This is a genomic window from Pseudomonas fluorescens NCIMB 11764 (assembly GCF_000293885.2).
GTDB classification, from domain to species: domain Bacteria; phylum Pseudomonadota; class Gammaproteobacteria; order Pseudomonadales; family Pseudomonadaceae; genus Aquipseudomonas; species Aquipseudomonas fluorescens_B.
In genome coordinates, this window is sequence record NZ_CP010945.1 from 3,660,685 (window position 1) to 3,686,150 (window position 25,466).

The following is a 25,466-nucleotide window of genomic DNA, read 5'->3' on the forward strand; positions in this document are numbered from 1 at the left end:
CAATGCCATACGTATCCATCATCCACTGACGCATACGGTCATTTTCAAGCTCCATCATGTGATCCTTGGCACGTCCCATACTTCGCTCCTGATTCAGTTAAGAGATGAAGCCAGACCTGGTAGGATCTGGTTAAATTCGTCCTACACTGTCCTTATCGCGTCATAGAAACGCGGATCGCCCGACAGAATCACCCCCATCTGTAGCGTCATCATGTTCAGACCATTGCAGTTCCTCAGCACGTACTGAACCAGCACTGCCGGATGGACAAGTGCCGTAAACGCTTTATAAAGCCTTCGAAAGTCAAAAAGGAGGGGCTGCATTCAGTCCCAGTAACCCCGCTCATAGTAATCATCGATATCGCTTTCGAGCTGACCCTTGATCACCCTCGTATCCTTCGTCTTGACCTTCACCTGCTCGATCTCGTGAACCATCAATGACTCGGGTACAAACTCAATTGCGGAATCAGGTTGCTCACCTACCCACGGCAAATGGCCGTATTCATCAACAACAGGCAGAAGCGGATCAGGCGATATAGCCTGCGAAAACAGCACAATGTTTTTGCCTCGTTCATGCTTGTTCTGCGCAGACGCAAAAATAACGGCATCAATGGGCGGGGAATGTTGAGTGGCAAGGTACTCAGCGATCACCTGAGTTTGTAGGTACTCATGGTCCTGACCAGGTACCACAGGGCGACTGATGATGCTGTGGAAACTCTTCAAAAACTGCCGCCGTTCAATTTTTCGGCGATAGTCCGGTTCAAAGTAACTTATGACTTTCCTGTCGTAGGCATCCTCCAGCGCTGTGAAGTCGAATACTCGTATTTCTTTGGTGAGTTTGAACTCGCCACTGATGACTTTCCCACCGACGGGTGGCCTGAGCTCAGCGATGCACGTTTCACGTTCAAAGGCACCATAGAACACTGGAACACCCGCAGGACTCATCCGCCCGGCAGGCGCTAACTCTTTCGGAGGCGCTGCTAACTGCTTAGTGGGATCAGCAAAAATGGCCGAACTACGGTCCTTCGGTGGCGTACAGTCTCGCGCACGAAAAATCGGCTTGCTCTCGGTGGGATTTAGCGGACGAACGACACCAGGGCCAGAGCCCCATACCTGGTAATCGTCGATTCCCTCAAACAGCCACTCCAGAAATTCTCTGGCCTTGTGATTGAAGAAACGGCTCTTATGCATCAATCCGTTTCGAAAATCGAGCCAGTTTTCCTCTACGTCAACTGGTACCCATACTCTTCGTTCATAGGCACCCTCATCAAAGAACCCTTCGTTGCCTGGCGACTGGCTTACCAGCGTACCCAGCACGTAGTCGATGACCGAATTGCTCTCTTCATGAATTTGCAGGATCTCTCTTACGTAGTAACTGAGCGACTCACCCCGTCGTTCGGTATAGCTCATTCGATCCCTTTCAATGTCCCAGACATCGAATAAATCACCAGGCGCTACGTTTGTCAGAAGTATCTCGGCTATATCATCGGATAATGTCTCTAGCTCAATGGAAAACCGGTATTCCCCACAGTTCAAACATTTGCCCTTCACCCCTGAACCTACAATCCTCTGCTTCAAATAGTGATCCCCCACACACTCAAAGCAAATCGACTCTAGCAACTTGTCCGTTTTCATCGTCCGACACCTTTAGATTTTGACGCTCGCGGGCATAGCTGGATGATCGCATCCATAGCCCACTGAACCAAGACGCCTTAATCCCCAGGGTGACTCTGAACACTCTTTAAACCCGATTAAAAGCCCAGGGTCACCCACTGGCCCGGGCTGTGCGCATTCGGTATTTATCTCAGTACTGAACAACATCAGCCGCGCTGTAATCATCAGCCTCGACCCACCTCCCAAGGCCCATCCCGAGCGCAAGATCATCATCGTTAAAGCCGTGCCGGCCGAGAAGATTTCGGTGTCCGCCAAGCTGCAGCAGCAGTTGGAGACACCACTTGCGCGAGAGCGGACAGGTGTCGGCTGCACGCTGGTCATCGGCGGTGAATGGAGTGAGAGTGGTACGCATAGGAAGTGTCCTGACACTGAAGAGAGGACAGGGTAGAGGCGAGAATGGTCAGAATGCGTCGTGAGCTGAAACTCCAATGACGCGCCTTTGTTTTCAGCAATCGAACGAGTCGATAGTGACCATGGCCCGGCTGGTTCAGACGGGCCATGGTGATCAAAGTAGGATCTTTGTGGTTTTTCCTAAGCAACCACTGGATAACAGGCATCACCCCATAGCGTTTCCGGGTTATCTAGCATCAGCAAAATAATCACCGGCACCAGCTTGCCGAGAAGGTTCGAGCAGTCGCGCAACTGATCTCGATTCACACTGCTGTTCCAGGTTGCGCCCCCATGCATTACCTGATTACGCAATGTATAAATTCGATTGAACAGAACACCGAGTACTGCTGGGGTATTGCGGTTGGCCAAGGCTTGCTGTGCTGCTCGCCGACCGCTGGCAAAGCGCTCGGTCCATTGTTGTTCGCTGATCTTGCCGTTCTGGTTATCCCAGAAACTCTGGAACACATAGGGGTTGTCCAGTAGCGCGCGAATGCTGCCAGAGAACTCCGACCAGACCAGATTTTCGATCAGGTTGGCAGTGTCGAGCGCGCACAGTTTGTCCAGGAACGCCTTGAATGTGGACTGCTCGGAAAGGCGGTATTGCTCGTCAATATCGGTGGCGTAGGCGGAGTTGAAGGCGATCCACAGGAAGATAAAGCGCCCGTCGACATCGTCAGCTTGCTCGGCACGATTGAGCCAACTCAGCGCGCGATGAACACGCAAGGTGAGGTTGGGATGATGGCTTTCGCGTTCCTGGCGATGACGGGTCTTGAGTGCTTGATGGTCCATGGGGGGCCGATCCTTGAGGTCGTGGGCAGTACGCAAATAAATTGGAAGCGTCTGAAAACTTTACGTGTTTTTTGATTAAGCCCTGGCGTGGGTTGAGAAGTATCGATCTAGAGCCTGAGAACCTGCTCCATTTGTTTACCTGTACGGACAAACAACATGGACGGAGGCTGTGTTTTTACTTAGGGTATGGCCATTCGATATTACCCGCAAGGTGGTCTGCATCAAGCGCGAACAGTTCCTGGCTCAACCTGTAACTGAGTCCTTTATAGCTTGGTTTGTAGCAGTTTTTTCGCGGATGTTCGCTCGACGCCTGACTCACACACGACATTTAATCAGCGTGAAGCGTTCCTGGACGCTTCACCGGACTGGAAGCGACCATGCAAACCCGAAACGGAATTCAGCTGTACTCTGCCTCAGATATTTGCGGTTTTCTTGAGTGCCAGCACCTGACGGCGCTAGACCTTCAGAACCTTGTCATGCCTATGGAAAAAGCCGCGGCAAGCGATCAGAACCGACTGATACAGGACAAGGGCTTGGCCCACGAGGCGGCCTTTTTCGAGCGGCTCAAAAGCGAAAATGCCAACGTAGTCGACATTGCCGAGGGCAATCCGAGTTTCGCGCGCCGGGTGGAACTTACCATCCAGGCCATGAAGGCCGGCGCCGATATCATCTTTCAGGCGTCGCTTCAGGAAGGCGCCTTTATTGGCCATGCCGACTTCCTGCGCAAGGTGCCGCGAGAGTCGGCGCTGGGCGACCACAGCTATGAGGTGATCGACACCAAGCTGGCGAAAACGGCCACGGCCAAGTTTCTTGTGCAGGTTGCGCTTTACTCGCGAATGCTGATCTCGATCCAGAGCGTACAGCCACAGTTCATGTACGTCGTACTCGGTGATGCTGCGCGTACCGAGCAGGCATTTCGGGTGACCGACTACGCCGATTATCTGGAACATGTGCTGCAGCGTTTCGATGCGTTCGTGAACAGTGCCGAACCGCCAGTCACCTACCCCGAACCGTGCGGGCATTGTGGGTTCTGCGCCTGGCGTGATCGCTGCGACGAACAACGACAGCAGGACGATCACCTCTCGGCGGTAGCGGGAATCAGCCGTTCGCAAATCAAGAAGTTACAGAGTGCCGGCGTGACCACATTGCACCAGCTGGCGGACAGTCCCGACGAGCTGCGCATCCCGAAATTGCAGACAGAGTCGTTGAGCAAGTTGCGACATCAGGCGCGGTTGCAGTTCAAGGGGCGCTCCAGTGATGTCCCGTTGTTCGAGCTCCTGCCTGTCTTGGGTGAACGGCGTGGTTTCCATCGGATGCCCAAGGCGGTCGACGGTGATCTGTTCTTCGACATGGAGGGCAATCCGCTGGAAGAGGGTGGGCTGGAATACCTCTTCGGGCTTTACATCGACGAGGATGGGCAGCGAACCTTCAAACCGTTCTGGGCGCATACCCGGGAAGAAGAAAAGGTCGCCTTCGAGCAATTCATCGACTGGGTCATTGGCCATCTCAAGCGTTACCCCGACGCACATATTTACCACTACGCCAGCTATGAAGAGACGGCCATCAAGCGCCTGATGAGCCAGCACGGGACGCGTGAAGCACAAGTGGACTGGTTGCTGCGCAACGGCAAGCTGATCGATCTGTACAAGGTTGTGCGCGAAGCGATCCGGGTGTCCGAACCCAGCTACTCGATCAAGAATATCGAGCACTTTTACATGGATCAGCGCGGCGGCGACGTCACCAATGCCGGCGCGAGCATCGTGTTTTATGAGCGGTGGAAAGAGACCGGCGAATCGAAGTTGCTTGAGCAGATCGAGCGATACAACGAAGACGATGTGCTATCCACCTATCTTCTGCGTAAGTGGCTGTTGGAAATCAAGCCGTCGGATGCAGGCGCTTTTCTCGGGTCTGAAGCCGAAAGCGAGAAATCCATGGCGGAGCAAAAAGAGATTGAGATTCGCCTGGAAGATTATCGCGATCGTTTGCTGGGGGGTATGTGCACCGACGAAGAGGCCATGTGTGACGAGGATCAGGTCACGTTGCTCACCTTCCAGTTGCTCGACTTCCACCGCCGCGCAGATAAGCCGACGTGGTGGCAGCTGTTCAGCCGTCAGGACATGACAACCGAAGAACTGCTGGAAGATATCGAGAGTCTGGCCGGATTGCAGCGTACAAAAACACTGCCAAAACCGATCAATCGGTCTTATCTGTATGAGTACAGTTTCGAACCTCAAGAAACCAAAATGCGTACAGGTTCTCAGGGCGTCATCACCGAGTCCCTGGCCAGCGTACAGCTGGTTAATCTGGACCATGACAACGGTCTGGCGACATTCAAGGCTACCGAGAGAAATGCACCGCCTGATTACTTCGACATGATTCCCGGGAGGCCGATCCCGTCTACTTCGCTGCGCAAGGCGTTGTTCCGTTATGCCGACAGCCTCTTGGCCGGCGAACAGCGCTTCCAGGCGGTTGCGGACTTTCTGCATCGACGCGCTCCGCGGGTGAAGGGCGTCAAGTCGGGTGCACCACTGCTTGATTCAAGTCTGCCTTCGATTGATGCCATCAAGCAGGTGGTGCGAAACCTCGAAAACAGCGTGCTTTTTATTCAGGGGCCGCCCGGTGCCGGCAAGACCTACACCGGCTCGCACGTCATCGTTGATTTGCTCAAGGCGGGCAAGCGCATCGGCGTAACTTCAAACTCGCACCACGCCATAAATAACCTGCTGGCTGCCGTTGAAACTCGTGCGCAGGAAGAGGGGTGCACTTTCACGGGATTGAAAAAATCTTCGGAGGGCGAAGGCACCGAGTTCACCGGCCGCTGCATCCGTTCCATCGAGGAAAAACAGCAGTTCCTCGATGCCTGGGGGCCGAACATTGACTTGACGGCCGGCACCGCCTGGCTATTCGCCGATGACACCTTTACCGAGCAACTGGATTATCTGTTCATCGACGAGGCTGGTCAGGTGAGTGTGGCGAACCTGGTCACGATGGGCCTGGCTGCGCGCAACATCGTCTTGATGGGCGACCAAATGCAATTGTCGCAGCCGGTGCAAGGCGTGCATCCGGGCCGCTCAGGGGATTCCATCCTCGACTATCTGCTGGACGGCACGCCTACTATCGCACCTGATCGCGGCGTGTTCCTGGCGCAAACCTGGCGGATGCACCCCAACGTGTGCTCGTTCATTTCGCAAGCCGTGTACGAAGGGCAACTTTCTTCGGCGCCAGGCACCGAGCGACGGGTGTTGTTACTGGATGGCCAGCGACCTGAGGTGCCGAAGAGCGGGCTAATGTTTTGCCCTGTGACGCACGATGGCAACAGCCAGAGTTCGGACGAAGAAGCGGCGCAAGTCAAAGCGCTTTTTGCGTACTTCTTGCGGCAGCGTTATGTGGATAACAAGGGTGTCGATCATGCGATGTGCATCGAAAACATCCTGGTAGTCGCTCCCTATAACCTGCAAGTGCAGTTGTTGAAACAGGTGCTGCCAGCGGGCGCTCGTGTCGGTACTGTGGATAAGTTTCAGGGGCAGGAAGCGGAGATTGTCATCGTATCGATGGCGACCTCGAATGAAGACTATTTGCCCAGAGACATTGGCTTCCTGTACTCGAAAAATCGCTTGAATGTGGCCGTCAGCCGGGCGAAATCGCTGGCCTGTATCGTCGCCAGCCCCGATCTAACTGCCATACGCTGCCTGACTCCGCACGACATGAGCCTGGTCAACGGTTTGTGCATGGCTGTCAGGTACGGGACGGCTGCCAATGCTCTCGCCCGGTGTGAGTAGTGCCATCAAGGGTTTTGTCATCTATCCGCAACAGGGAAGACAGTAATGCCATACACGCCCGCTTTGCTTCCTCTGCTGCAGAAGGCTTTGGCCTCGACGAGCTTTTGCGTTGATGACATGGAGGGGCTCGGCTTGGGGGACTGGCACGCGTCAGTGCTTCTCGACAATACGCAGTATCTGTCGTCGTTTGATCCGCTGGCGTTCAATGACCGGAATCTTGTGGGGGACACCCCACTGGACATCGCCTATCGGCTGAACCGAATCGCCCTGATCGAGAAGCTGGAGGCACTCGGTGCCTTGGGGGACAAGCAACTGCGGGACTGGAAAGGCCTCGGCAGCTTCATGCCGCACGATAAATACATGCATCTTCCCGCCAGGCAGGGAAAAATAAAAACTCTTGAAACGCGTTTCCGGCTAGGCGGGAGTCTCAACCATCGTGATGTGGGCGGAAATACGCCTATCCATTGGCTCGCAATAAACGGCCACCTCAAGGCCGTCAAGTACTTCACTGATAACTACAATATGTTCGAACTTGATATGAACGCGAAGAACAACGAGGGCAATACCGCTCGAAATCTGGCCATCCTCTATGGCCATAACGACATCGCTGAGCAACTGCTGATCCGGGAGATCAACAACTGCATCAGCGCTGCGCGTCTCTGGCACGAGATGTCGGCCGGGTGGACATGGATGTTGCCGAGTCGAAACGCCTGACAGACAGCGATCGACTCGGGGCACACGCCTTCGCCCAAAGGATTGAGGATCAGTCATGCATGAGCCACGGGCGCAACTCCTTGAGGTTGGTTGCCACGATTTGCTGTGCCTCGGGGTTAGTAGCCTGGTTTCTCGGGTCGATCTGATAGCGTTGCAATACGTACTTCACCAGCGCCCTGCGACTGGGCACCACGAGCTGCCCATCAATCATACCGAAGTCGGTTTCGATGATTGACTTCTGTGCCGCGTTCAATCGCCCATCGGCTGCAAAGATGACCGGTATCTCGGTGTTCCAGTCGTCATCCAGCTCACGAGTATTTGGCGATTCGTCGAGCAGATCCGGCTGGCCTCGCAGTCGGCTGAGCACAAAGTCGCGGAACTGACCATTCTTCTCGCAGTAAGCACGAACGTGCCAGCGCATACCGGTGTAGACCAGCGTGTGCGGGGCTATAAGGCGAATTTCCACGTTAGGGGTGTTGAGCGACACATACTCGGTTTCCAAGCGCAGGCCATCGCGACAGGCCTTGAGCAATGGGCGCAGGACCTCCGGTCGAATCGGGCGATCCGGGACTTCCAGCACCTTGGTGTGGGCGTAGGCGAGGGCTAGCCCATCGATGTGCGGGGCGCGTTCGTTGTTCTGGTAAAGCAGGTGCAAATAGGCGCTGGCGCTGTCGTCGATGAACAGCGGCTTGAACGTCTTGCTGGGCACGTAGCCTTTTATTTTTTTGTCATATGTAAGATTTTTAGGCGCATGTTCTGTGATGTAGGTGTTGATGTCCTTGGACGCCTGCTGACGGCTGATGCCGAAGCTCTGCATCAAGTGTCCCGTGGTCAATCGGCCCTCCCACCAGGCAACGGTCTCAATCAAGCGATAGCGAAGTGCCAGATCCCAGCGGACCTGTTCGATGGACTGCTTGCGTTTCATACCCTCTCCATGTGCGCGAATTCTTTACCTGTATAAGTCTACATTCTAGACCCGTCGTTAAACACTACATATCGTGTGTCTGTCTTCAAAATGAATTGAAGTCACGAAAGGAAGTGGACATGAGTATGTCGGAAGCGGTTTCGACGGGTGCATTACTGATGATGGGAGCAATCCTGCTGGTGTTACTGCATCAGTGTCTGAGATTGCGTGAGCTCTGGCAGATGGCTATGGGCTGCCAAAAAAATCTGCGCTGGGTGCGGATCTGGGAAATGGAAAACCGCGAACTGCGTTCGGCGTTGCGAGCCGAGAAAGAGCACGTCCAGCAACTGCAAAGAAAGCTGGTGATTCTGCAGGAATTGATCCCTGCGGAGGGATGAGGGAAAGGACATGAACAGACTTGAACGGATCAAGGGTTGCCTGCTCGGCGGCGCTGTCGGAGATGCGCTAGGCGCACCAGTGGAGTTTCTCGAGTGGTCTGCAATTGAAGCTAAGTTCGGTCCGCAAGGTATCGTTGATTTTGCCCCTGCGTTCGGTACCACCGGCGCCATTACCGACGACACGCAGATGATGCTTTTCACCGCAGAAGGCTTGCTGCGGGCTTATGTGTGCGGCAGCTCAAGAGGGCCTTGCCACGTCCCCAGCATTATTCACCATTCGTTGCTGCGCTGGCTGATAACCCAGGACTATCCTACGGCGATGCCGATCGGCGTGGACGGCTGGCTGATCAAGCAATCGGAGCTCTGGTCTCGGCGTGCCCCTGGCACTACTTGCCTAGGTGCACTCAAGGCCAGTCCGCGGCTGGGCGCGGTTGCCGAGAACAACAGCAAAGGCTGTGGCGCCTTGATGCGCGTTGCGCCCTGCGCCTTTTTTGCAAACGCCTTTGACTACGCTGCCCAGTCAGGACGCCTGACTCACGGACATCCTACGGGCTACCTGGCGGCCGGGTTGTTTGCCGATATTCTCCAGCGCATTGTCGATCGGCAAGATAGCTTGGAGCACGCGGTTACTCAGAGCTTGGCCAAATATGGACAAACGCCGGGTATGGAAGAAACACGGAGCCTCATTGAGCGCGTACTTTTCTACTTTTACGAGGGCTACCAGCCCACTCCGCAACGAATAGGCGAGCTCGGTGGCGGATGGGTCGCCGAAGAAACGCTGGCTATCGGCTTGTGGTGCGCCCTGGCAGCGCGTTCGTTCGAAGAGGGCGTGATCACGGCGGTGAATCACAGTGGCGATAGCGACAGCACCGGGCTCATCGCCGGACACTTGTTGGGTGCTCAGTATGGTGCTGCGGCGATTCCTGCCCGGTGGTTCGAGCAATTGGAGTTGCGCGAAGTAATTGTGCAAATCGCGGAGGACATTGATCGCGTTCCGCGTGAGTACTGTGGGTATGGCGGAGAGTTCGATCTGCAGATCGAGCTGGCGTATCCCGCTGGCTGAGAGCGCTGATGGAGACGACTATGGATAATTTTCAGGAGAGCTGCGATGCCTATAAAGCCCAGGCCATTTACGTTTGTGTGTGGTGAATGCGGTTGGAAGAAAACGGTGGCCCCCCGGAGTGATGCGCTGGGACCGGGTGAGTGGTTCAAGCAGTGCCCGAAATGCGGGTGCGAATCGTTGAAGATGCGCGATGCGGGGTGGGTTGAGCGGACATTAGCAGAGTTGCTTCTGCGTCTTTAAGTGCATTGTCCAGTGATACCTGGGCGGAGTCGCGCCATGGCAAAAGGCCATTTATTCGCGCGACCATAGGCACTTTGCCGGGTATCATTCTTTACCTTTTGTCACCCTGCTGACCTCCCAAGGACACTCTGCAATGAGCCAATCAAACGGATTTTCTACGTCGAACGTCTCTGAACCAATGCTTAACGATGAAAGCGAGCACGAGCACGAGCACGAGCGTCAAGCAGATCTGCTGAGCCAAGTCGCATTCGCTGACTCCGGTAGTGCGCCCAAGGCTGTCGAGGTCATCTGGAGCTTCATTCGTTCCTACGACCAGCATCGCCATGAGATGCCACTGGATCAGTGGCTCACGCAGGAATTTAACAAGTATCCGCATTTGTGGGAAAACAACGCCGAAGTCGAAAGTGTCGCGCGCACGCTCATCGACTCGATCACGCGTACCAATCGGCATAAAGAGTCATTGCAACGACACCTCGATAAGGGGAAAAGTACGGCTAATTGGCTGGCCAAGGAGCTGGAACAGGACGCTCAGGACAATCCCGGTCTGAATCTGGACGAGTACGCCGGACAAGTGCAGGACATGCTGGCGTCGGCCAACGTATCGCTGGCGCAGACACTCAAGCCGGATATTCGCCACACCACTGTACCGACCGGCGTCGCCATTGGCGGTACGACAGTCGCTACGGAAAAGCAACCGACTATCTGGGACGAAAACTCCCGTCTGGCCATTGCCAAGGATATCAACAACCAGGCATTGCTCAATGCGGCCCTGAATGCTTCCTACCACGGTGCCCGTATCCTCGGGCAGCGCACCTGGAACTGGATGCGTGGCCATGAAAACGCACCGACCAGCGTGGCCCTACAGGAATTTTTCGACAGTTCGCTGAAGTCGACCCAGCATATCGGTGCGCAGGTTGCCGTTTCCGGTGGCGTGGTGATTGCTGCCAAAAGCGGTTGGCTGAGTTTTTTCCGCGATACACCAGCTGAGGTGATCGCGACTACTACCTATACCGGCCTGGAGCGTGCCAAGGCGCTGTATAAGCTGGGGCAGGGCGACATCCTCGCCGATACCGCAATCAATGCCATCGAGCAGACAACCATGGTGGCCGCTCGGTCGCTGGCGCAAGCAGTCGAACAGAAAGGCACCCAACTGGGCGCCCAATGGGGAGCTGCGTTAGGTTCCGTTTTTGGTCCTGGAGGTACAGCTGTTGGTGGTCTTGTTGGCGGCATTGCCGGTCGTTTAGCGGGAAAGGCGGTGGGCACGCTTATTGAAAAGGGTGGCAGGAAGATTGTCGAGGTTGCCAGCAAGGTGGTTCGGAAAGTGGCGGAAACCATTAAAGAGATTGGCTCGGCCGTAGTAGATGTTTTCAAAGGCGCGTTTAACTCTATTTTTGGCTGAGGCTCTTTCATGGATAGCAAAAAGAATTTCGAAATAAAGCTGGAGGAGCATTTCATGGCTGGCGCTCCCGCCATCTATATCCAGTCCGCCGAAGAGGCCCGTGTCGATCAGTTGCTGATCCGACTTCAGGATACACTCGGGCTCAAGCGTATCCACGAGTGGAACCTGGGGCATGGCTGGGTCGACTTTGACAACAAACGCCCCTTGGGCAATCCCGAGTCCGGTAAAACCGAGCTGGAGCACGCGCTGCTGGCGTTGCTGGACGCGGACCTGGAACAGTCGCTGATCGTGATCAAGGGTGCCCGACTTGCCTTGGAGCACAACACACTCGCGATCGCCCGCCTCAAGCAGCTGCTGAACTTGATCGAGCGTCATCACGCTGGCGAATGCTCGGTCATCCTGGTCTCGGAGGCGGTCTGTATCCCGGCCCCGATTGAAGCCCAGGTCACCTTGCTTTCCTTACCGCTTCCCGACCGCAAGGAAATCAAGGCCATGTTGGTTCAGGCCGAGAGCAATGGGCTATTGGCCGTGCCGGACAATTTGAACGATCTGGCGATTTCTGGGCTGAGTGGGCTGACCGGAAGCGAAATAGGCCAGTTGCTAAGGATGGTGGGGCGGCAGACCGAGACGCTGGATGAAAAGGCATTGCAGATGATCCTCCACGAGAAGGAACAAATCATCGCTAAGAGTGGTGTGCTGGAGATGGTCGGCGTCGATGTAAAGTTGAGCGATATCGGAGGACTGGAGAACCTGAAACATTGGCTGGAGCAGCGCGCCACCATTATCCGTCGGCTGGACGAGGCCATTAAACAGGGAGTCAAGGCGCCCAAGGGGGTACTGATCGTCGGCATGCCCGGTTGTGGTAAGTCGCTGACAGCTAAGGTCGCCGCCAGCCTTTTCCAGTTGCCCTTGTTGCGTCTGGATATCGGCTCGTTACTTGGTAAGTATGTCGGCGAAAGCGAGCACAACATGCGCCGCGCGTTGAGCATGGCCGAAACCGTCAGCCCTTGTATTCTCTGGGTCGATGAGCTGGAAAAGGCTTTTGTTGGTATGGGCGGCGGTAATGCCTCGGAGGTGACTGCGCGCCTGCTCGGCTACTTCCTTACCTGGATGCAGGAAAAGACCGGCGCGGTGTTCGTTATCGCCACCGCCAATGACATCAGCGCTTTGCCGCCGGAGCTGCTGCGCAAAGGGCGTTTCGACGAGATTTTTTATGTTGGCTTTCCCAATGCCGTGGAGCGGGAAAGCATCCTGAAGATTCATTTGGGCAAGTCGCGCCAGAAGGTTGCCGATCTGGAGATATCGACGCTTGTAAAGCTGTGCCGCGATTACTGCGGTGCCGACATCGAGAATGCGGTCAACGAAGCCTTGGCCAATGCCTTCATTGGCGGCAGCTCGTTGACTCAGAAGCTGTTGGAAGACGCGATTCAGTCCACCATCCCTCTGCGCGAAACCCTGCGCGGTCAGGTCGGCAAGTACGAAGAGTTGTTCGAGAAACTAAAGTTGCGCCCGGCCTCCGAGTATCAGGGGCTCAGCGTGGCACAGATGATCAAGATGGCTGCCGACCCTAACCAGGTGAAACGTGAGGAGGTAGCGAGTAATCCTGATTGTCCGGATGATCAGTTAGAGAAGCTTGCAATGGATCCACAACGCAGTGTGATCAAGGCCGTTTATGAAAACCCACGCTGCCCGGAACGCTTGCTGTCGATCCGTATCAACATTCCCCAGAACAGCCCTCTGTACGATCTCGAGCTGCTCGAACTGGCCTGCTTGAACGGCAATGCGCCGGAAGATTTGCTAATTCGCCAGATCAATGACGGCACCCTTGCCAAAGAGCTGCGTACCAAGCTGGCAAGTCGGGCGAAAGGCGTGACGCTGCAGCAGAAGCTGGCAGCCGATAGCGATGCGCTCGTTCGTCAGCGTTTGGCAAGCAACAGGGCACTTTTCGAACAAACACTGGAGAAGTTGGTGGCGGATACAAATACCGCAGTAAGAGAAAAACTGGCTGGCAACCCTATATTGCCTGAAAAACTACAGCTTAAGCTTGCCGTAGACAAAGGGACTTCAGTTGGCGCCGCCCTGGTTTCGAATCCATCGCTTGCCAACAGTGTAAAATCCGAGCTCCTTGAGCATGGTGGAAGCAGCATCAAACAGGCCTTCGCCAAACGGCCAGAGTTGACAGGGAGTGAGCAGCTACTACTGCTGAAAAATGCTAATGCGGAGTTGAAAATAATTCTCACCTCACATCCCAAGCTCACTAAGGAAGTGCAAACAAGGCTTGCCAACGATTCGGACCACAACGTAAGAATGAGCCTGGCCAATAACCCTCATTTGGCCAAAGCAACTCAGGAAATCTTGGCTGAAGACACCTACCCAAGTGTAAAGGTATCGCTGTCAAACAACCCTGGTCTATGCCTGGATGAGGCGAAAAAGTTTAAGCTGAAAAAACAAGCAATGGAAAATAGGCATCTGAATGGGAGTATGTCGGTTGCTGGAGGTATTGCGGGTGGAGGTATATGGGGTGGCATTATTCGAGCTATGAATGAAAAATGATTGCCTGTCGGTATCCTAATAACCCTCAATCGTCCTGCAGTGCTCAACTGTCTGGAGGCGACCTTGTGCTTGACGCTGGAAGCGGTCAAGAGCTGGTCGCGGTGCCACGCATCCATCCTGCTGCCTACGTCGTGACGACATGGGAAAATTGGCTGCTTCCTTTCGCTGAGCGAACTATCTCTGCAAGTCGGCTGCCAAGGCCTTTGATGAAGGTAGCCCCAGCTGCAGCTGAGCAGCGTACAGGACCTGGATCCAGAAAACATTAGTGATGGGGGTCGTGCCAATGGCCGCCCTGCGTTAGCCAAGGGAAGTCTATCGGACAGTGTGAGCATAGGAGTTACAGGTAAGCTGCCAAGTTGGACATCTTCGCCGATCACCACATTCACTCACCTTTAGGGTTTGCAGGCATTGCCTTTGGCCAACGGGCAAGCGTCTGACGAGGGGCGGGGCGGCGACTTGATGTCCTCAACCCTGCAATGACATGGCTTGGTCTCCATGATGGGATGTTCATTGCTGTAAAGTGTGACTGAAGCGTTTTTAATTAGGCCGTTTGCGGGTTTATATCTGTAGCCTTTGTGTTCGTGAGCATCTCAAGGTATTCGCCTAGTAGGTTCCATGCGGCAGTCATTTCGACTGTATAGCTATGTCGCTGGTAGATCCGCTTCACTTTATTGTCTTCAGTATGATTCAGGCAGCGCTCCGCCACTTCAGGTATTACTCCCAGTGCGGTCATTAACGTTGCGCCTGTGCGACGAAGGTCGTGAGGAGTCCATTTACCACCCGGAAGCAGCAGACTTTGAGCTTTAGCACTGCGTCGGCTCATTGTTCCTTGCTCAGGCTCGCGTTGACGGTCACCTAGCTGTTTGGTCACGGTCTTGGAGTTGACTGGACCACGGTTATCGGTATTTGGGTAGCACCAGGCCGACCTGCTATTAATGCTCTGAACCCGCTCGAACTGACTTACAGCGAAGTTTGACAGGAAAACAGTATGCGGCTTGCCATTCTTGCTGTGGTCAGCAGGAATTAGCCAAGTGCGCTGCTTGAGATCCACATGCTCCCAACGACTATTTAGTAGTTCACCGATGCGGCAGCAGGTGGAAAGTGCAATCCAGATTGCAGCTTCTGTCGTCATTAGAAGTCCCGCCCCTGGAGCTTTCTTCGCAAGGCTACGAATTTCATCATCAGTCAAAACGCGGTCGCGTTCGACGTCTTTACCGCCAATTTTTGCTTTTCGGATACTAGCGCTGGGATCGTGTTCTATGAGGTCACGGTCTACTGCGAATCTGAACATCTGGCGCATCAGGGAGAAGGCTATTTTTGCAGCACGGTTGACGCCTCTTGCAAGCATGGTGTCAGTTACTTCTGTGATATGGCCTTTTTTCACGTCCGCTACGGCTAATTGGCCTAGAAAGGGCAATACGTCTTTTTCAAACATTCGACGCACTTCTGCGCCGCCATCTTTGCGATTGATCAAGTCGATCTTGGCCCAGTGTTCAAACAGCTCGGTAACGCTCTTGCGGGATGCCTGGCGGGCTAGCTCGTTTCTGCAGTGGCTCTCTCCGCGTCTAACCGTGCTAGCTCGGCGTTGCGGGCAGCGATACGTGCAGTTTCTTTGGACTCAAGGTGCTCACGGATGTTTTTGATGCCTGTTTTATGAAGACTGGCCAATTCCATTGCTCTTTGTCGTGCATCCGAAAGAGTCATTGTTGCGGAATCATCCCCGGCACCATAAGTTCCGATTGGTAGAGCGTATCTCTTGCCTGTCTCATTGGTGTATTGGAAGTAGAAAAGGCGGTCACCCGATGGCGTTATGCGGGCCAGAAGTGATCCATGGCCCCAAATCGCGACTTCACTCATCCATTTATGAGTTTGGCCAGGCTTGGCCTTCATTGCCTTGTCTGTAATGTTGGCCATGTGCTTGCTCTTGGTAGTGAATTGGTAGTGAATTGAGATGGGCTTTAGGGGGGTGTTAGCGGATGCTAATGGACAGTGGTAGCGGGTAAAATCAATATTTTCAGAGTGTTATGAGGGGGGGCTTGGATCTTGCAGGACGTTGCTGGATTGTAATTCACCTTTATGGGGTGCTAGGGGTCGAGTGTTCGAATCACTCCGTCCCGACCATATTTACTGAGTAAAATCAGGCAGTTAAGCCGATCAGATAGATCGGCTTTTTTGTGCCTGCGCAAAACCCGCGCAAAACTGGCGCAAAACTACCCGGTGATTTCACTGATATTCAGGTCCGGAATGGCCTCGGACCAGATGATTTCCTCGTGGTCTCGCTGGTAGTTTTTGGTCATGCCCTCGCTCGCATGCCCCGCAATTTTCTGCCCATCCTTTCCGGCTTTCTTGTAGAGATACAGCGACAGCGCTCGCACTTCCTGGAAGCCCGGCATCTCTTCTTCCTTCCATCCCTTGTAGCATTCCGCAGCCTCCCGGGCTTCCTTGAACGCTCGAGTCAAATATCGCTCTTCAACCTTCGTCCAGTGGTCCTTGGTCTGTGCCTGTCTCTGTTTCAGGCGATCGGGCTTGCGGTGCACTAGGTACGGCGAGACAACATCGTCACGGCACCGACTGATGACTGCTTGGAGTTCCGGCGTCACCCGAAAGCGAATCCATGCCGCGTCACTGGCCTTGGCCGTCTTCTTCTGCACGACGTACAGGAATCCCTCCCGAAAGCGCATATCAAGGATGTCGGTTCGGCGTTGCGCGGTGATCAGGGCCAGCACGAAAAAGCCCAGGGCGAGAAAGCAATTCTTGAAGCAATCGACGCGCTGCAGGTTCTGCGCGAATCGCTGTAGGCTGCCTGAATCCCATGTCTAGTCCTGAAATAGGTTTACACCTGTTTCACCCTAACGCCCGATGCACCGCATCGGGCGTTTTGTATTTTAAAGAGAGGTGCGGCCGCTCCTGGTTGTAGATCGTGACGGCCTCTCGCACCATCTGTGTGGCCTGCGCAAAATCCGCAGGTCGGTGGATCAAGAACTCTGTTTTCAAGATGCCGTTGACCCGCTCTGCCAAGGCGTTTTGGTAGCAGTCGTAGCCGTCGGTCATCGAGCAAGTGATGCCATGCTTTGCGTGCATTTCTTGATAAAGGGCCGAGCAGTACTGGGCGCCTCGATCCGAGTGATGGACTAGTTTCTGAACGCTTCGACGTCGCTTCAAAGCCATTCGAAAGGCTTGCACCACGGAGTCGGTGTGCAGACTTTCATGCACGTGATAGCCGACTATTTTTCTCGAAAAGACATCCGTCACTAAACTCAAATAGGCAACGCCATCACGGGTAGGCAGGTACGTAATATCGGCCACCCAGACCTGTTCTGGGCCGGTAGCGACTATTTGTTCCGGGCTTGGTTTCAGCAGATTGGGGTGTCGGCGGAAGCGATGATGGCTGTCGGTCGTCTTGTGATACGCCCGTTTTCTGCGGACCAACTGGCGGCTTTCCCGCAAAACCGCGAACAAACGATCCCGGCCAACATGGAGCTCCTGTTGCTCACGCTGCTCATGCATCATCGAATGCAGCTTGCGAGTGCCGATGCACGGTTGGCGAACACGGACCTTCTCTACAAACGTTATGAGCTGCTGATCCTGGTCGGCCCGAGCCCTGTAGACCCGGTTGCGTTTGTAATAGGCCTGACGGCTTATTCCCATAAATTGGCAAGCCCTGCTGACACTCAGGGTTTGGGTTTGCGCAACGACTTGCCGGGTCGCTTTTTTACGACAGATACGCCGTAGTCATTTTTCAGAACATCGACCACGGCTTCAAAGAATTGGGCTTTCTGAGTTGCCAGCGCCAGTTGTTCTTCGAGTTCTTTGATTCTTTGCTCGGGAGTCAGTGGCAAGGTTGGCTCGTCCATAGGTCTGATCCTCTGGGAACGAATGGAGGCGCCTTGGCTCCAGTCCTGGCGACCATGTTTGCGTAACCAAACCAGCACCGTCGACCGACCCTGAATCCCATAGCGCCGCTGAGCCTCTTTATAACTCAACTCGCCTTTTTCGACCTGGTGGACAACCGATAATTTAAAAGCCAGTGTGTAATCACGCTGACTGCGCTTCGTGCCCGTATCCATTGCACCTTCCTGAAAAGAAGTCAGAAGGTGTAAACCTTATTCAGGACGGGACACCAGACATAAAAAAACCGCCTGGCAGGGCGGCTTTTTCAACAACGTGTACAACACAGTGGAGCCATTAAGAACACGATCGTCGCTCCAGGCAATACGGTCACCATGTCGAGCCGGGAGATTGCTGATCTCACCGGCAAGCAGCATCAGCACGTCATGCGCGACACGAAACGCATGCTCGGCGACCTTGGTTTCGATGCGTCCACTTTTGGACGCATTTATCTCGATGGCCTGAACCGTCAGCAGACCGAGTACGTGCTGGGTCAGGATCTGGTCATCACGCTGCTTTCCGGGTACAGCGCGCCACTTCGATACCGTGTCGTGACACGTTTGCACGAACTAGAAAACGTGTCACGACAGGTTGTCACGATCCCGCAAATTCTTCCCGAGGCTCTGCGGTTCGCCGCCTTGCAACCCGAAGAGAATCTCCAGCTTCAGCAGGTCATCGCCAAGCAAGCGCCGAAAGGTCGAAGCACTGCAGCGCTTGGCCAAATCACAAGGCGACGTTTGCATCGCCACGGCCGCCCAGCTTCTCGGCATTCGCCCAACCAATCTATTCGCCTGGCTGAACCAGAACCGCTGGATTCATCGCCGTACCGCTCGTTCGAGCTGGGTTGCGTACCAACCGCGCCTGAACACCGGCTGGCTCAAGCACAAGCTGGTCAAGGTCGGCGGTGGGGAAGGGCAGGACATCAAGGTCGTCGAGCAAGTCATGGTCACCCGTTCGGGCATGGTCACGCTCGCTGATCCGAGCAGCCCGCACCCGACATTTCGGCTTGCAGTTCATGGGCGTGATGGGCGTCTTGCGCAATCTCGCAGGCTGGCTGTTTCGACGTCACTGACAAGGTATAGGTATACCCGGCCCAGGCCACAAGCATGGCGAGAACAAGCGCGATTACCACCGTCGTTGTCAGTGTTCTGCTGAACACGGCATTCGGGTTTCAATTCGTTTTATAGGGCTTTCCTTCGTTTGACCAGATCCCCCTAGGGGGGATAGGATGCCAGCGTAATTTGAGGCCTGAGGCTCAAGTCATGAGTGAGCACGATCACGAACACAACCATCCCCACACTCACCAAAGTCATGAGGCGATCATCAAACGCCTCAAACGGGCGGACGGCCATTTACGCGGCATCATCACCATGATCGAAGAGGGTCGTCAGTGCGTGGACATCGCCCAGCAGCTGCATGCAGTTGAAAAAGCGGTATGCCAAGCCAAGCGCACACTCATTCAGGATCACATCGATCACTGCCTGGAGGACACCGTCTCGGCATTGAACAATGGCGAGCGCGCGCCACTGGAAGCCTTCAAGCAAATCACCAAGTACCTCTAGGTCTGACATGCCCAACTTTGCTGAACTCTTGCAACAGGGCGGTTCACACGCCTGGCTGTATTTCCCGAGCGCCATCCTGCTCGGTGCTTTGCATGGCCTGGAACCGGGCCATTCAAAAACCATGATGGCGGCCTTCATCGTCGCCATCCGGGGCTCGGTCAAACAGGCCGTTTTATTGGGTTTGGCCGCGACGCTGTCGCACACCGCAGTGGTGTGGTTGGTCGCCATCGGTGGCATGTACCTGGGCAAAGGCCTGGATGCTCAAACCACTGAGCCTTACTTCCAGCTTGCGTCTTCCGCGCTGATCATTGTGATTGCATTTTGGATGCTGTGGCGTACCTGGCGTGGCGAGCAGATGTTCAAGTTCGAGCAAGAGGATGATCACCATCACGGCGAGCATGACCATGGTCATCACGATGAAACCCATCGCATCGATACCGGCCATGGCCACATCGAACTGTCGATCTTTGAAGAGGGCATGCCACCGCACTGGCGCTTGAAGGCATTGACCGGGCATGCGTGGCTTGCTTCAGACGTTCGTCTGACCACTACCCGTCCAGACGGCAGCACTCAAACGTTTTCATTCGTCGAGCGCGAAGGTTTCCTGGAGTCGGCGGTCGATATTCCAGAGCCTCATGAGTTCAGTGCGCGGTTGAGTCTTGGGCATGCAGGTCACTCCCATGATTACGACCTGGAGTACCAGGAGCATGATCACGGGCACGCGCATTCCGAACTGGAAGGCCTGGAGCTGTCGATTGATGGCTATCAGGATGCGCATGAACGTGCTCATGCCAACGATATCCGTAAACGCTTCACCAACCGCGAAGTCACCACCGGCCAAATCGTCATGTTCGGTCTGACGGGTGGCCTGATTCCGTGTCCGGCGGCCATCACCGTGCTGTTGCTATGCCTTCAGGTTAAAGAGGTGGCACTGGGAGGCATGCTCGTCTTGTGCTTCAGCATCGGTTTGGCGATCACCTTGGTCACTGTCGGTGCTGCGGCAGCTATTGGTGCTAAACAGGCTTCCAACCGTTGGCCGTGGTTGGGCACCGTGGCTCGTCGTGCACCTTACCTGTCCAGCGTACTGATCATCGGTGTTGGCCTTTACGTGGGCGTTCATGGCTGGATTGGCCTGAACGCATAAGGTGACGCGTGGGTGTTTGAACGCTCCAGCTACCTGGGGCTGTTCCTGGCGCTCCATTGAGCGATTGCTGCGCTCGTGACAACACGGCATTGAGCATTGCCCCACCAGCATTGGTGTTGATCTCAATCAGGCCGAAATTGTTCTCAGTGACATGAAAGTCATCCCCAAAGAACACTCCCTTGATCCCACCCGGATCATGTCGTGCGATAGCAGGAGAGTGAGCCAGCACTTCCTCACGGTAAGCTCGGAGTGAAACAACTGCTTCGACCGCGCGCACTACCTGCGCCATACGATGCAGGTGGGCCGGTGCGATGAAGACTGGATGGGCTGCGAATAGATGAGGGCAGCGTTGCTGCGCAAGCTCAAACAAACCTGGCTGCCCGAGAGCGTCGACTCCAGAGTTTCGTAGAGGACGTCTTTATCAAGGCTGATGCAAAAGCACTGGCTGTTGAGGGTTTCTATAGGCACCCTCGCCAGAGCTGCCGCAGCGGCTGCCGTCGAAAGAAACGCCGCGTCATTGTCGGAGAAGGGCAGTCAGGTCTCTCACCACCGAGTCTGGTTGGGTGTGCAGAGGCCTTTGTCTCAAGCGCTGAGCCATTCTTCAACCTTCTCACGGCTCGGGATGCCCCCTGAGTGAACGACTTTTCCATCAATCACGACGCTGGGCGTGGACATCACTCCGTAGCCGACGATCTGTTGCATGTCTTCGATTTTTTCCAGCTTAACGGGGACGCCTTTCGCACTCGCCACCTGTTCGATGATGGCTACTGTCGATTTACATTTTGCACAACCGGTGCCCAGAACCTTGATGTCTTTCATAAAAACCTCGGTAGGTGGATTACAAAGCGAAGTTGAAGACGTAACCAACGATCAGAATGCCGACGGCGACGACCCCAATGAAGGTGGCTATCAGGCGCACTTTCAACACCTTGCGCAAGATCACCATTTCCGGAAGGGATAGAGCGATGACACTCATCATAAAGGCCAGCACAGTGCCCAGCGCTGCGCCCTTTGCGAGCAGTGCCTGCACAATGGGGATGATGCCTGCCGCATTGGTATACATGGGGATGCCGATAAGAACCGCGAGCGGAACTGACCACCAGGCTTCCTTGCCCATGAAGCTGGCCATGAAATCCTCAGGCACATACCCGTGAATGCCTGCGCCAATGGCAATACCGGCAAGGATGTAAGGCCACACTTTTCCGACGATTTCACGCACGCTGCTGAACCCGGCATTTATCCGCTCATACAGCGGCATACTCGTGTCCCCGGCGGTTGCCTGGATCTTGGGCATATCACGGACCCAGTCTTCCAGATAGGCCTCCATTTTCAGACGCCCAATGACCCAGCCGGCAACAATCGCAATAAACAACCCCAGGCTGAGGTACAGCAATGCAACTTTCCAGCCGAACAGGCCAAGCAACAGTGTCAGCGCTACCTCGTTCACCATGGGTGCAGAAATGAGGAATGAGAAAGTCACCCCCAGGGGTACTCCAGCTTGAACAAAACCTATAAACAGAGGAACGGCTGAGCACGAGCAAAATGGGGTAAACACACCGAGAGTGGCCGCCATGACATTGGCCATGCCCTCGCTTCGCCCTGCCAACATTGCGCGGGTGCGTTCAGGCGTGAAGTGGGAATTGATCATGCCCATCAAGAACACGATGCCGGTCAACAGCATCAGCACCTTGGGCGTGTCGTAGAAAAAAAACTGTAAGGCACCTCCCAAGTGGCTGTTGCGATCAACAGGAAGCGCTGCGACCACAGCCTCTGAAACAGGTATCAGGGCTTCATACAATCCGAACCAGACAAGCGCTGCTACCGCTAAAAACAGGCGGGGATTGCGCTCCGGCCAGCGCATGATCGTTTCATTCATGTCCTCTACTCCTGGGATGTAGGGCACTAGGCCACGGACGGATCGCCAAGATAGGTCGCGATCTCATTGACTGTGCTGCGTGCTGTGCGCGTTACACCGATCAGTGTGGCGGAAGCCGAACCTGTCCACTCGCCATAGCCCACCAGCCATAGTCTTGGTTCCTGGATCGAGTGAGTGCCGTCCACCTCAACACGACCTTCAGTGTCGATCACCCCCAACGAATCAAGATGCTGAAGTGCGGGCCTGAACCCGGTACACCAGATCACCACATCCACTGCGGATTCAGATCCATCGGCCCACATCACACCATCGCGAGTGAAGCGTGCAAAGGGGCGTACAGACTTGAGAGCATCACGCTCACGGGCTTCTGCAACTGGTGGCACCATGACAATGTCCCCCAACCCGCCGACGGGCTGGTCAATGACACGCCCCTCCTGCTGGGCCTTCAAGCGCTGGGTGGCGCGCTCGAACAGTACTCGTCCATCCACTTCGTCAGGCAAAAACACCGGTTCGACAGGGGTTACCCAAGTGGTCTCGGCGACCTTGGATACTTCTGCCAAAATCTGCGCTCCTGAATTGCCGCCACCCACCACCAAAACCTTCTTGCCAGCAAAGGCTTGTGCATCGACATAGTTCGCGGAATGCAATTGCCGACCGGCGAACAACTCGGCATCAGGGTAGTGAGGGATATACGGATTGCTCCAGGTGCCGGTGGCGCTGATTACAACCTTGGCATCCCAATACTTGCCGTCAGAACGTACTCGCAAGCCAGACTCTAAGCGTTCCACAGAAACGACCCGAACCGGGCGCTCCACCGGAAACTGGTAGCGCTGCTCATATTGGTTGAGATAGTCGATTACATGATTTCGCGTTGGATAGCCTTCTTGGGCGGGCGGCATCATCCAGCCTGGTATCGAACTCCAGGTGGCCGGAGAGAACAAGCGCAGCGAATTCCAGCCATGCCGCCAGGCACCACCGGGCTCTTCCTCTGCGTCGAGGATAACGAACGAAAGTTGAGTTCGGCGCAGGAAATACGCTACCGCCAAGGCTGACTGCCCCCCACCGATAATCACTACATCTCGTTGGTCACTGGGCGAAAGAGTCATGGGAAAAACCTTGAGTCGATGCTGGGGCGGTAGCCAGTATAGCGACCCAGGTTTGAACCCAACTGATCTAGCTCATAGGTTGAGGATTCTGTGTGGCCGACGGAAATAGGCCGAGGTGCTGAAAAAAGCATTTTAGAGCAGGTTTGACTGCCAGGATTTATTCATCATTTTCATGCCCTCTTGCATAGCGGCTTGCCGTTCGGCTGGCGTCTTCGCAGCGGCGGCTTTGTCATGAGCGGCCTGCATTTTCTGCATTTTCTGCATTTTCTGCATTTGCTCGCTCATCGCTTTATTCATCGCCGACTCGGACGGTGCGCTGGCAGCCGTTGCGCTGGCAGGTGCGTCGGCTGGGTGATGCTCATCTTCGGCAGAAGCCATGAAGACGCTGCTGGCCAAAATGGCGGCAAGAACCAGTTTCAATTGTGTTTGCATGGTGAACTCCGGGTATTTAGAGATAGGTAGGAACTACTAAGCCGCGCCGAATCGGCGCAATGAAGCAGAGCGGCCACGGTGTGGCCGCCCTGAAAGGCGAATTAATCGTTGAAGCGGACGAATATAAGGCGGGCGGGTGGCCCCGATGGAGCGGGGCGCTTCAGTGCGAGTGCAGCGAAGATTATTGTTTGAGCGGAGTTAAGCAGCATCATCGCAGGTAGCAGCAACGCAAGCGCTAAACTGGCGAGATCCAGTGTCGGTATCTGCGATGTGGGACTGATCGCCTTTGCTGCATCGGCACAATGCTTAAGACAGCCGCTGGCATGCAGCGCATGTTCATCCACCTGTTGCAGCGTGGAAGGCGTCTCGTGCGTTGAACTCAGGCTGTGCTGCGGCTGCACCAGGCAGCCGTGAAATACCGTCACGATCACAGCCAACACCCACACCCCTAGGGTGAGTCGCAAAAGATTGCGGTAGTGATGACGGAACCAATACATGACGTGCTCCACGGGCTTGTTAGTCCCTCATAGTTCCAGTGTAGACATCCAGGCAGTCGCAGAGTTGACTTCAATCAGGTAAGTGGTTTTTCGGTAGGCTTGGGCAGCAAGGCTGTTGCTCGGCAAGCAGGTGTTGCTGTGGTCATGATTCGGTGAGTGCATTCCCTCCGAGTCGATTTATCTCGGCAAAATTAAACTCAGCTTTCTTGGATACAGGCCGTCCTCGCCGGCTGTTCGGTCGCACGTAGTTTCTGGAAAGGCTGAGCAAGAGGGGGGCGCAGATCGGCAAGAACCAACAACCTCCAAGCCCTCCGTTTGCGTTTCGAGAGCGTGCGCCTTACTAAACCACTGCTCCGAACAGCGATCCCACCAGCGCCGTCATGCCCATGGCCAGCGCACCCCAGAGGGTCACCCGCCAGGCTCCGGTCATGACCTTGGCCCCGCCGGCCCTGGCAGCAATGGCACCCAATATCCCGAGAAACACCAATGACATGCCCGATATCCAGGGCACCACGCTGTGCTCCGGAGCAACAAGCGTCACCGCCAGTGGCAATGCGGCGCCCACCACAAAGCTGGCGGCCGAGGCGAGGGCGGCCTGCAAGGGTTTGGCGGTGAGGGTGGCGCTGATGCCCAGTTCGTCCCGGGCGTGAGAGCCCAGCGCGTCGTGGGCCATCAATTGATCGGCCACCTGATGCGCCAGTTCAGGTGACACGCCGCGATGCATATAGATGTTCGCAAGTTCAAGGTGTTCGGCTTTCGGGTCGCTTGCCAATTCTGCCCGTTCGCGGGACAGATCGGCCCGCTCGGTATCGGCCTGGGAGTGCACGGAAATGTACTCGCCAGCGGCCATGGACATGGCCCCGGCCATCAACCCCGCCATTCCTGTGACCAGCAACGTGGCATGGCTGGCGTTGGCGGCAGCGACGCCGATCAGCAGGCTGGCGGTAGAGACAATCCCATCGTTGGCACCCAGGACAGCGGCGCGCAGCCAGCCGATACGATCGCTTCTGTGTGCCTCGGTGTGCCTGTGCATGAATTTCATTGTTTAAAGGGATTCCCTG

At 55.2% G+C, this 25,466-nt stretch carries 22 protein-coding genes, 1 tRNA gene and 2 pseudogenes; 11 read left to right on the top strand and 14 right to left on the bottom strand.

The window, feature by feature from the left end; all coding sequences use genetic code 11:
• Nucleotides 1-321: 321 nt before the first annotated feature.
• The 3 genes from B723_RS16920 to B723_RS16930 all read right to left on the bottom strand — a co-directional run bounded on the left by B723_RS16920 (nucleotide 322) and on the right by B723_RS16930 (nucleotide 2,850).
• Nucleotides 322-1,632, bottom strand: coding sequence for an RES family NAD+ phosphorylase (locus B723_RS16920; RefSeq protein ID WP_017337818.1), 1,311 nt, complete (start codon nucleotides 1,630-1,632; stop codon nucleotides 322-324).
• 169 nt (nucleotides 1,633-1,801) lie between these two features.
• On the bottom strand, nucleotides 1,802-2,023 hold the full coding sequence (locus tag B723_RS16925; RefSeq protein WP_017337819.1) for a hypothetical protein: 222 nt from the start codon (nucleotides 2,021-2,023) through the stop codon (nucleotides 1,802-1,804).
• 179 nt (nucleotides 2,024-2,202) lie between these two features.
• Nucleotides 2,203-2,850: a HEPN domain-containing protein gene (locus B723_RS16930; protein ID WP_017337820.1), complete on the bottom strand. Its 648-nt coding sequence runs from the start codon at nucleotides 2,848-2,850 to the stop codon at nucleotides 2,203-2,205.
• 377 nt (nucleotides 2,851-3,227) lie between these two features.
• On the opposite strand from B723_RS16930, the gene B723_RS16935 reads away from it, so the two are divergent.
• Together B723_RS16935 and B723_RS16940 are read left to right on the top strand one after the other, a co-directional pair.
• On the top strand, nucleotides 3,228-6,629 hold the full coding sequence (locus B723_RS16935; protein ID WP_031318681.1) for a TM0106 family RecB-like putative nuclease: 3,402 nt from the start codon (nucleotides 3,228-3,230) through the stop codon (nucleotides 6,627-6,629).
• A gap of 45 nt (nucleotides 6,630-6,674) precedes the next feature.
• Entirely contained in the window at nucleotides 6,675-7,343 is a 669-nt protein-coding gene (locus B723_RS16940; protein ID WP_017337822.1) for an ankyrin repeat domain-containing protein, read from the top strand.
• 49 nt (nucleotides 7,344-7,392) lie between these two features.
• On the opposite strand, the gene B723_RS16945 is transcribed toward B723_RS16940, so the two are convergent.
• Entirely contained in the window at nucleotides 7,393-8,268 is an 876-nt protein-coding gene (locus tag B723_RS16945) for a WYL domain-containing protein (RefSeq protein ID WP_017337823.1), read from the bottom strand.
• A gap of 119 nt (nucleotides 8,269-8,387) precedes the next feature.
• On the opposite strand from B723_RS16945, the gene B723_RS16950 reads away from it, so the two are divergent.
• The 4 genes from B723_RS16950 (at nucleotide 8,388) to B723_RS16970 (ending at nucleotide 13,900) form a co-directional block, all read left to right on the top strand.
• The gene (locus B723_RS16950) at nucleotides 8,388-8,645 is read left to right on the top strand and encodes a hypothetical protein (RefSeq protein WP_017337824.1); all 258 of its coding nucleotides are present in this window, start codon (nucleotides 8,388-8,390) and stop codon (nucleotides 8,643-8,645) included.
• Between the two features lie 10 nt (nucleotides 8,646-8,655).
• Nucleotides 8,656-9,708, top strand: a complete 1,053-nt coding sequence (locus B723_RS16955; protein ID WP_017337825.1) for an ADP-ribosylglycohydrolase family protein — start codon at nucleotides 8,656-8,658, stop codon at nucleotides 9,706-9,708.
• Between the two features lie 373 nt (nucleotides 9,709-10,081).
• Nucleotides 10,082-11,347 carry a DUF1269 domain-containing protein gene (locus tag B723_RS16965; RefSeq protein ID WP_144425243.1) on the top strand — a complete coding sequence of 422 codons (1,266 nt, stop codon included), beginning with the start codon at nucleotides 10,082-10,084 and terminating at the stop codon, nucleotides 11,345-11,347.
• Between the two features lie 9 nt (nucleotides 11,348-11,356).
• Nucleotides 11,357-13,900 (top strand): AAA family ATPase, encoded by a 2,544-nt coding sequence (locus tag B723_RS16970; RefSeq protein WP_017337828.1) that lies wholly within the window; start codon nucleotides 11,357-11,359, stop codon nucleotides 13,898-13,900.
• 541 nt (nucleotides 13,901-14,441) lie between these two features.
• On the opposite strand, the gene B723_RS16975 is transcribed toward B723_RS16970, so the two are convergent.
• Nucleotides 14,442-15,335 (bottom strand): tyrosine-type recombinase/integrase, encoded by an 894-nt coding sequence (locus tag B723_RS16975; RefSeq protein ID WP_238588283.1) that lies wholly within the window; start codon nucleotides 15,333-15,335, stop codon nucleotides 14,442-14,444.
• 98 nt (nucleotides 15,336-15,433) lie between these two features.
• Nucleotides 15,434-15,814 carry an Arm DNA-binding domain-containing protein gene (locus B723_RS33675; RefSeq protein ID WP_238588284.1) on the bottom strand — a complete coding sequence of 127 codons (381 nt, stop codon included), beginning with the start codon at nucleotides 15,812-15,814 and terminating at the stop codon, nucleotides 15,434-15,436.
• 132 nt (nucleotides 15,815-15,946) lie between these two features.
• Here B723_RS33675 and B723_RS33320 point away from each other — a divergent pair.
• A tRNA-Ser gene (locus tag B723_RS33320) sits at nucleotides 15,947-16,021 on the top strand.
• Between the two features lie 89 nt (nucleotides 16,022-16,110).
• On the opposite strand, the pseudogene B723_RS16980 reads toward B723_RS33320, so the two are convergent.
• Together B723_RS16980 and B723_RS16985 are read right to left on the bottom strand one after the other, a co-directional pair.
• A pseudogene (locus tag B723_RS16980) lies at nucleotides 16,111-16,623 on the bottom strand (integrase); the annotation flags it as partial.
• Nucleotides 16,624-16,744: 121 nt separating this feature from the next.
• A protein-coding gene (locus B723_RS16985; protein WP_416739011.1) for an IS3 family transposase occupies nucleotides 16,745-17,967 on the bottom strand; the annotation gives its coding sequence in 2 pieces (ribosomal slippage) (nucleotides 16,745-17,616 and nucleotides 17,616-17,967; 1,224 coding nt in all).
• Nucleotides 17,968-18,174: 207 nt separating this feature from the next.
• Between B723_RS16985 and B723_RS34120 the strand changes: the two are divergent.
• The 4 genes and pseudogenes from B723_RS34120 to B723_RS17015 all read left to right on the top strand — a co-directional run.
• A pseudogene (locus B723_RS34120) lies at nucleotides 18,175-18,303 on the top strand (Rha family transcriptional regulator); the annotation flags it as partial.
• A gap of 199 nt (nucleotides 18,304-18,502) precedes the next feature.
• Nucleotides 18,503-18,943 (top strand): phage antirepressor KilAC domain-containing protein, encoded by a 441-nt coding sequence (locus B723_RS34125; protein WP_425311820.1) that lies wholly within the window; start codon nucleotides 18,503-18,505, stop codon nucleotides 18,941-18,943.
• Nucleotides 18,944-19,050: 107 nt separating this feature from the next.
• On the top strand, nucleotides 19,051-19,350 hold the full coding sequence (locus tag B723_RS17010) for a metal-sensing transcriptional repressor (RefSeq protein ID WP_017337834.1): 300 nt from the start codon (nucleotides 19,051-19,053) through the stop codon (nucleotides 19,348-19,350).
• Between the two features lie 7 nt (nucleotides 19,351-19,357).
• Nucleotides 19,358-20,494, top strand: coding sequence for a nickel/cobalt efflux protein RcnA (locus B723_RS17015; protein WP_017337835.1), 1,137 nt, complete (start codon nucleotides 19,358-19,360; stop codon nucleotides 20,492-20,494).
• 582 nt (nucleotides 20,495-21,076) lie between these two features.
• Here B723_RS17015 and B723_RS17020 read toward each other — a convergent pair.
• The 6 genes from B723_RS17020 to B723_RS17045 form a co-directional block, all read right to left on the bottom strand.
• Nucleotides 21,077-21,313, bottom strand: a complete 237-nt coding sequence (locus B723_RS17020) for a thioredoxin family protein (RefSeq protein ID WP_017337836.1) — start codon at nucleotides 21,311-21,313, stop codon at nucleotides 21,077-21,079.
• 19 nt (nucleotides 21,314-21,332) lie between these two features.
• A complete protein-coding gene (locus B723_RS17025) occupies nucleotides 21,333-22,370 on the bottom strand; it encodes a permease (protein ID WP_017337837.1) in 1,038 nt (345 codons plus the stop codon).
• 26 nt (nucleotides 22,371-22,396) lie between these two features.
• Nucleotides 22,397-23,476, bottom strand: a complete 1,080-nt coding sequence (locus tag B723_RS17030; protein WP_017337838.1) for an ArsO family NAD(P)H-dependent flavin-containing monooxygenase — start codon at nucleotides 23,474-23,476, stop codon at nucleotides 22,397-22,399.
• Nucleotides 23,477-23,608: 132 nt separating this feature from the next.
• Nucleotides 23,609-23,908, bottom strand: coding sequence for a hypothetical protein (locus B723_RS17035; protein ID WP_017337839.1), 300 nt, complete (start codon nucleotides 23,906-23,908; stop codon nucleotides 23,609-23,611).
• A 101-nt stretch (nucleotides 23,909-24,009) separates the two neighbouring features.
• Entirely contained in the window at nucleotides 24,010-24,405 is a 396-nt protein-coding gene (locus B723_RS17040; protein ID WP_017337840.1) for a hypothetical protein, read from the bottom strand.
• 340 nt (nucleotides 24,406-24,745) lie between these two features.
• On the bottom strand, nucleotides 24,746-25,447 hold the full coding sequence (locus B723_RS17045; protein WP_017337841.1) for a VIT1/CCC1 transporter family protein: 702 nt from the start codon (nucleotides 25,445-25,447) through the stop codon (nucleotides 24,746-24,748).
• Nucleotides 25,448-25,466: the final 19 nt, after the last annotated feature.

Bases quoted from the DNA above. Each gene is read 5' to 3' on its own strand.
- B723_RS16920 (WP_017337818.1), bottom strand. From the start codon at position 1,632: ATGAAAACGGACAAGTTGCTAGAGTCGATTTGCTTTGAGTGTGTGGGG.
- B723_RS16925 (WP_017337819.1), bottom strand. From the start codon at position 2,023: ATGCGTACCACTCTCACTCCATTCACCGCCGATGACCAGCGTGCAGCC.
- B723_RS16930 (WP_017337820.1), bottom strand. From the start codon at position 2,850: ATGGACCATCAAGCACTCAAGACCCGTCATCGCCAGGAACGCGAAAGC.
- B723_RS16935 (WP_031318681.1), top strand. From the start codon at position 3,228: ATGCAAACCCGAAACGGAATTCAGCTGTACTCTGCCTCAGATATTTGC.
- B723_RS16940 (WP_017337822.1), top strand. From the start codon at position 6,675: ATGCCATACACGCCCGCTTTGCTTCCTCTGCTGCAGAAGGCTTTGGCC.
- B723_RS16945 (WP_017337823.1), bottom strand. From the start codon at position 8,268: ATGAAACGCAAGCAGTCCATCGAACAGGTCCGCTGGGATCTGGCACTT.
- B723_RS16950 (WP_017337824.1), top strand. From the start codon at position 8,388: ATGAGTATGTCGGAAGCGGTTTCGACGGGTGCATTACTGATGATGGGA.
- B723_RS16955 (WP_017337825.1), top strand. From the start codon at position 8,656: ATGAACAGACTTGAACGGATCAAGGGTTGCCTGCTCGGCGGCGCTGTC.
- B723_RS16965 (WP_144425243.1), top strand. From the start codon at position 10,082: ATGAGCCAATCAAACGGATTTTCTACGTCGAACGTCTCTGAACCAATG.
- B723_RS16970 (WP_017337828.1), top strand. From the start codon at position 11,357: ATGGATAGCAAAAAGAATTTCGAAATAAAGCTGGAGGAGCATTTCATG.
- B723_RS16975 (WP_238588283.1), bottom strand. From the start codon at position 15,335: ATGTTTGAAAAAGACGTATTGCCCTTTCTAGGCCAATTAGCCGTAGCG.
- B723_RS33675 (WP_238588284.1), bottom strand. From the start codon at position 15,814: ATGGCCAACATTACAGACAAGGCAATGAAGGCCAAGCCTGGCCAAACT.
- B723_RS17010 (WP_017337834.1), top strand. From the start codon at position 19,051: ATGAGTGAGCACGATCACGAACACAACCATCCCCACACTCACCAAAGT.
- B723_RS17015 (WP_017337835.1), top strand. From the start codon at position 19,358: ATGCCCAACTTTGCTGAACTCTTGCAACAGGGCGGTTCACACGCCTGG.
- B723_RS17020 (WP_017337836.1), bottom strand. From the start codon at position 21,313: ATGAAAGACATCAAGGTTCTGGGCACCGGTTGTGCAAAATGTAAATCG.
- B723_RS17025 (WP_017337837.1), bottom strand. From the start codon at position 22,370: ATGAATGAAACGATCATGCGCTGGCCGGAGCGCAATCCCCGCCTGTTT.
- B723_RS17030 (WP_017337838.1), bottom strand. From the start codon at position 23,476: ATGACTCTTTCGCCCAGTGACCAACGAGATGTAGTGATTATCGGTGGG.
- B723_RS17035 (WP_017337839.1), bottom strand. From the start codon at position 23,908: ATGCAAACACAATTGAAACTGGTTCTTGCCGCCATTTTGGCCAGCAGC.
- B723_RS17040 (WP_017337840.1), bottom strand. From the start codon at position 24,405: ATGTATTGGTTCCGTCATCACTACCGCAATCTTTTGCGACTCACCCTA.
- B723_RS17045 (WP_017337841.1), bottom strand. From the start codon at position 25,447: ATGAAATTCATGCACAGGCACACCGAGGCACACAGAAGCGATCGTATC.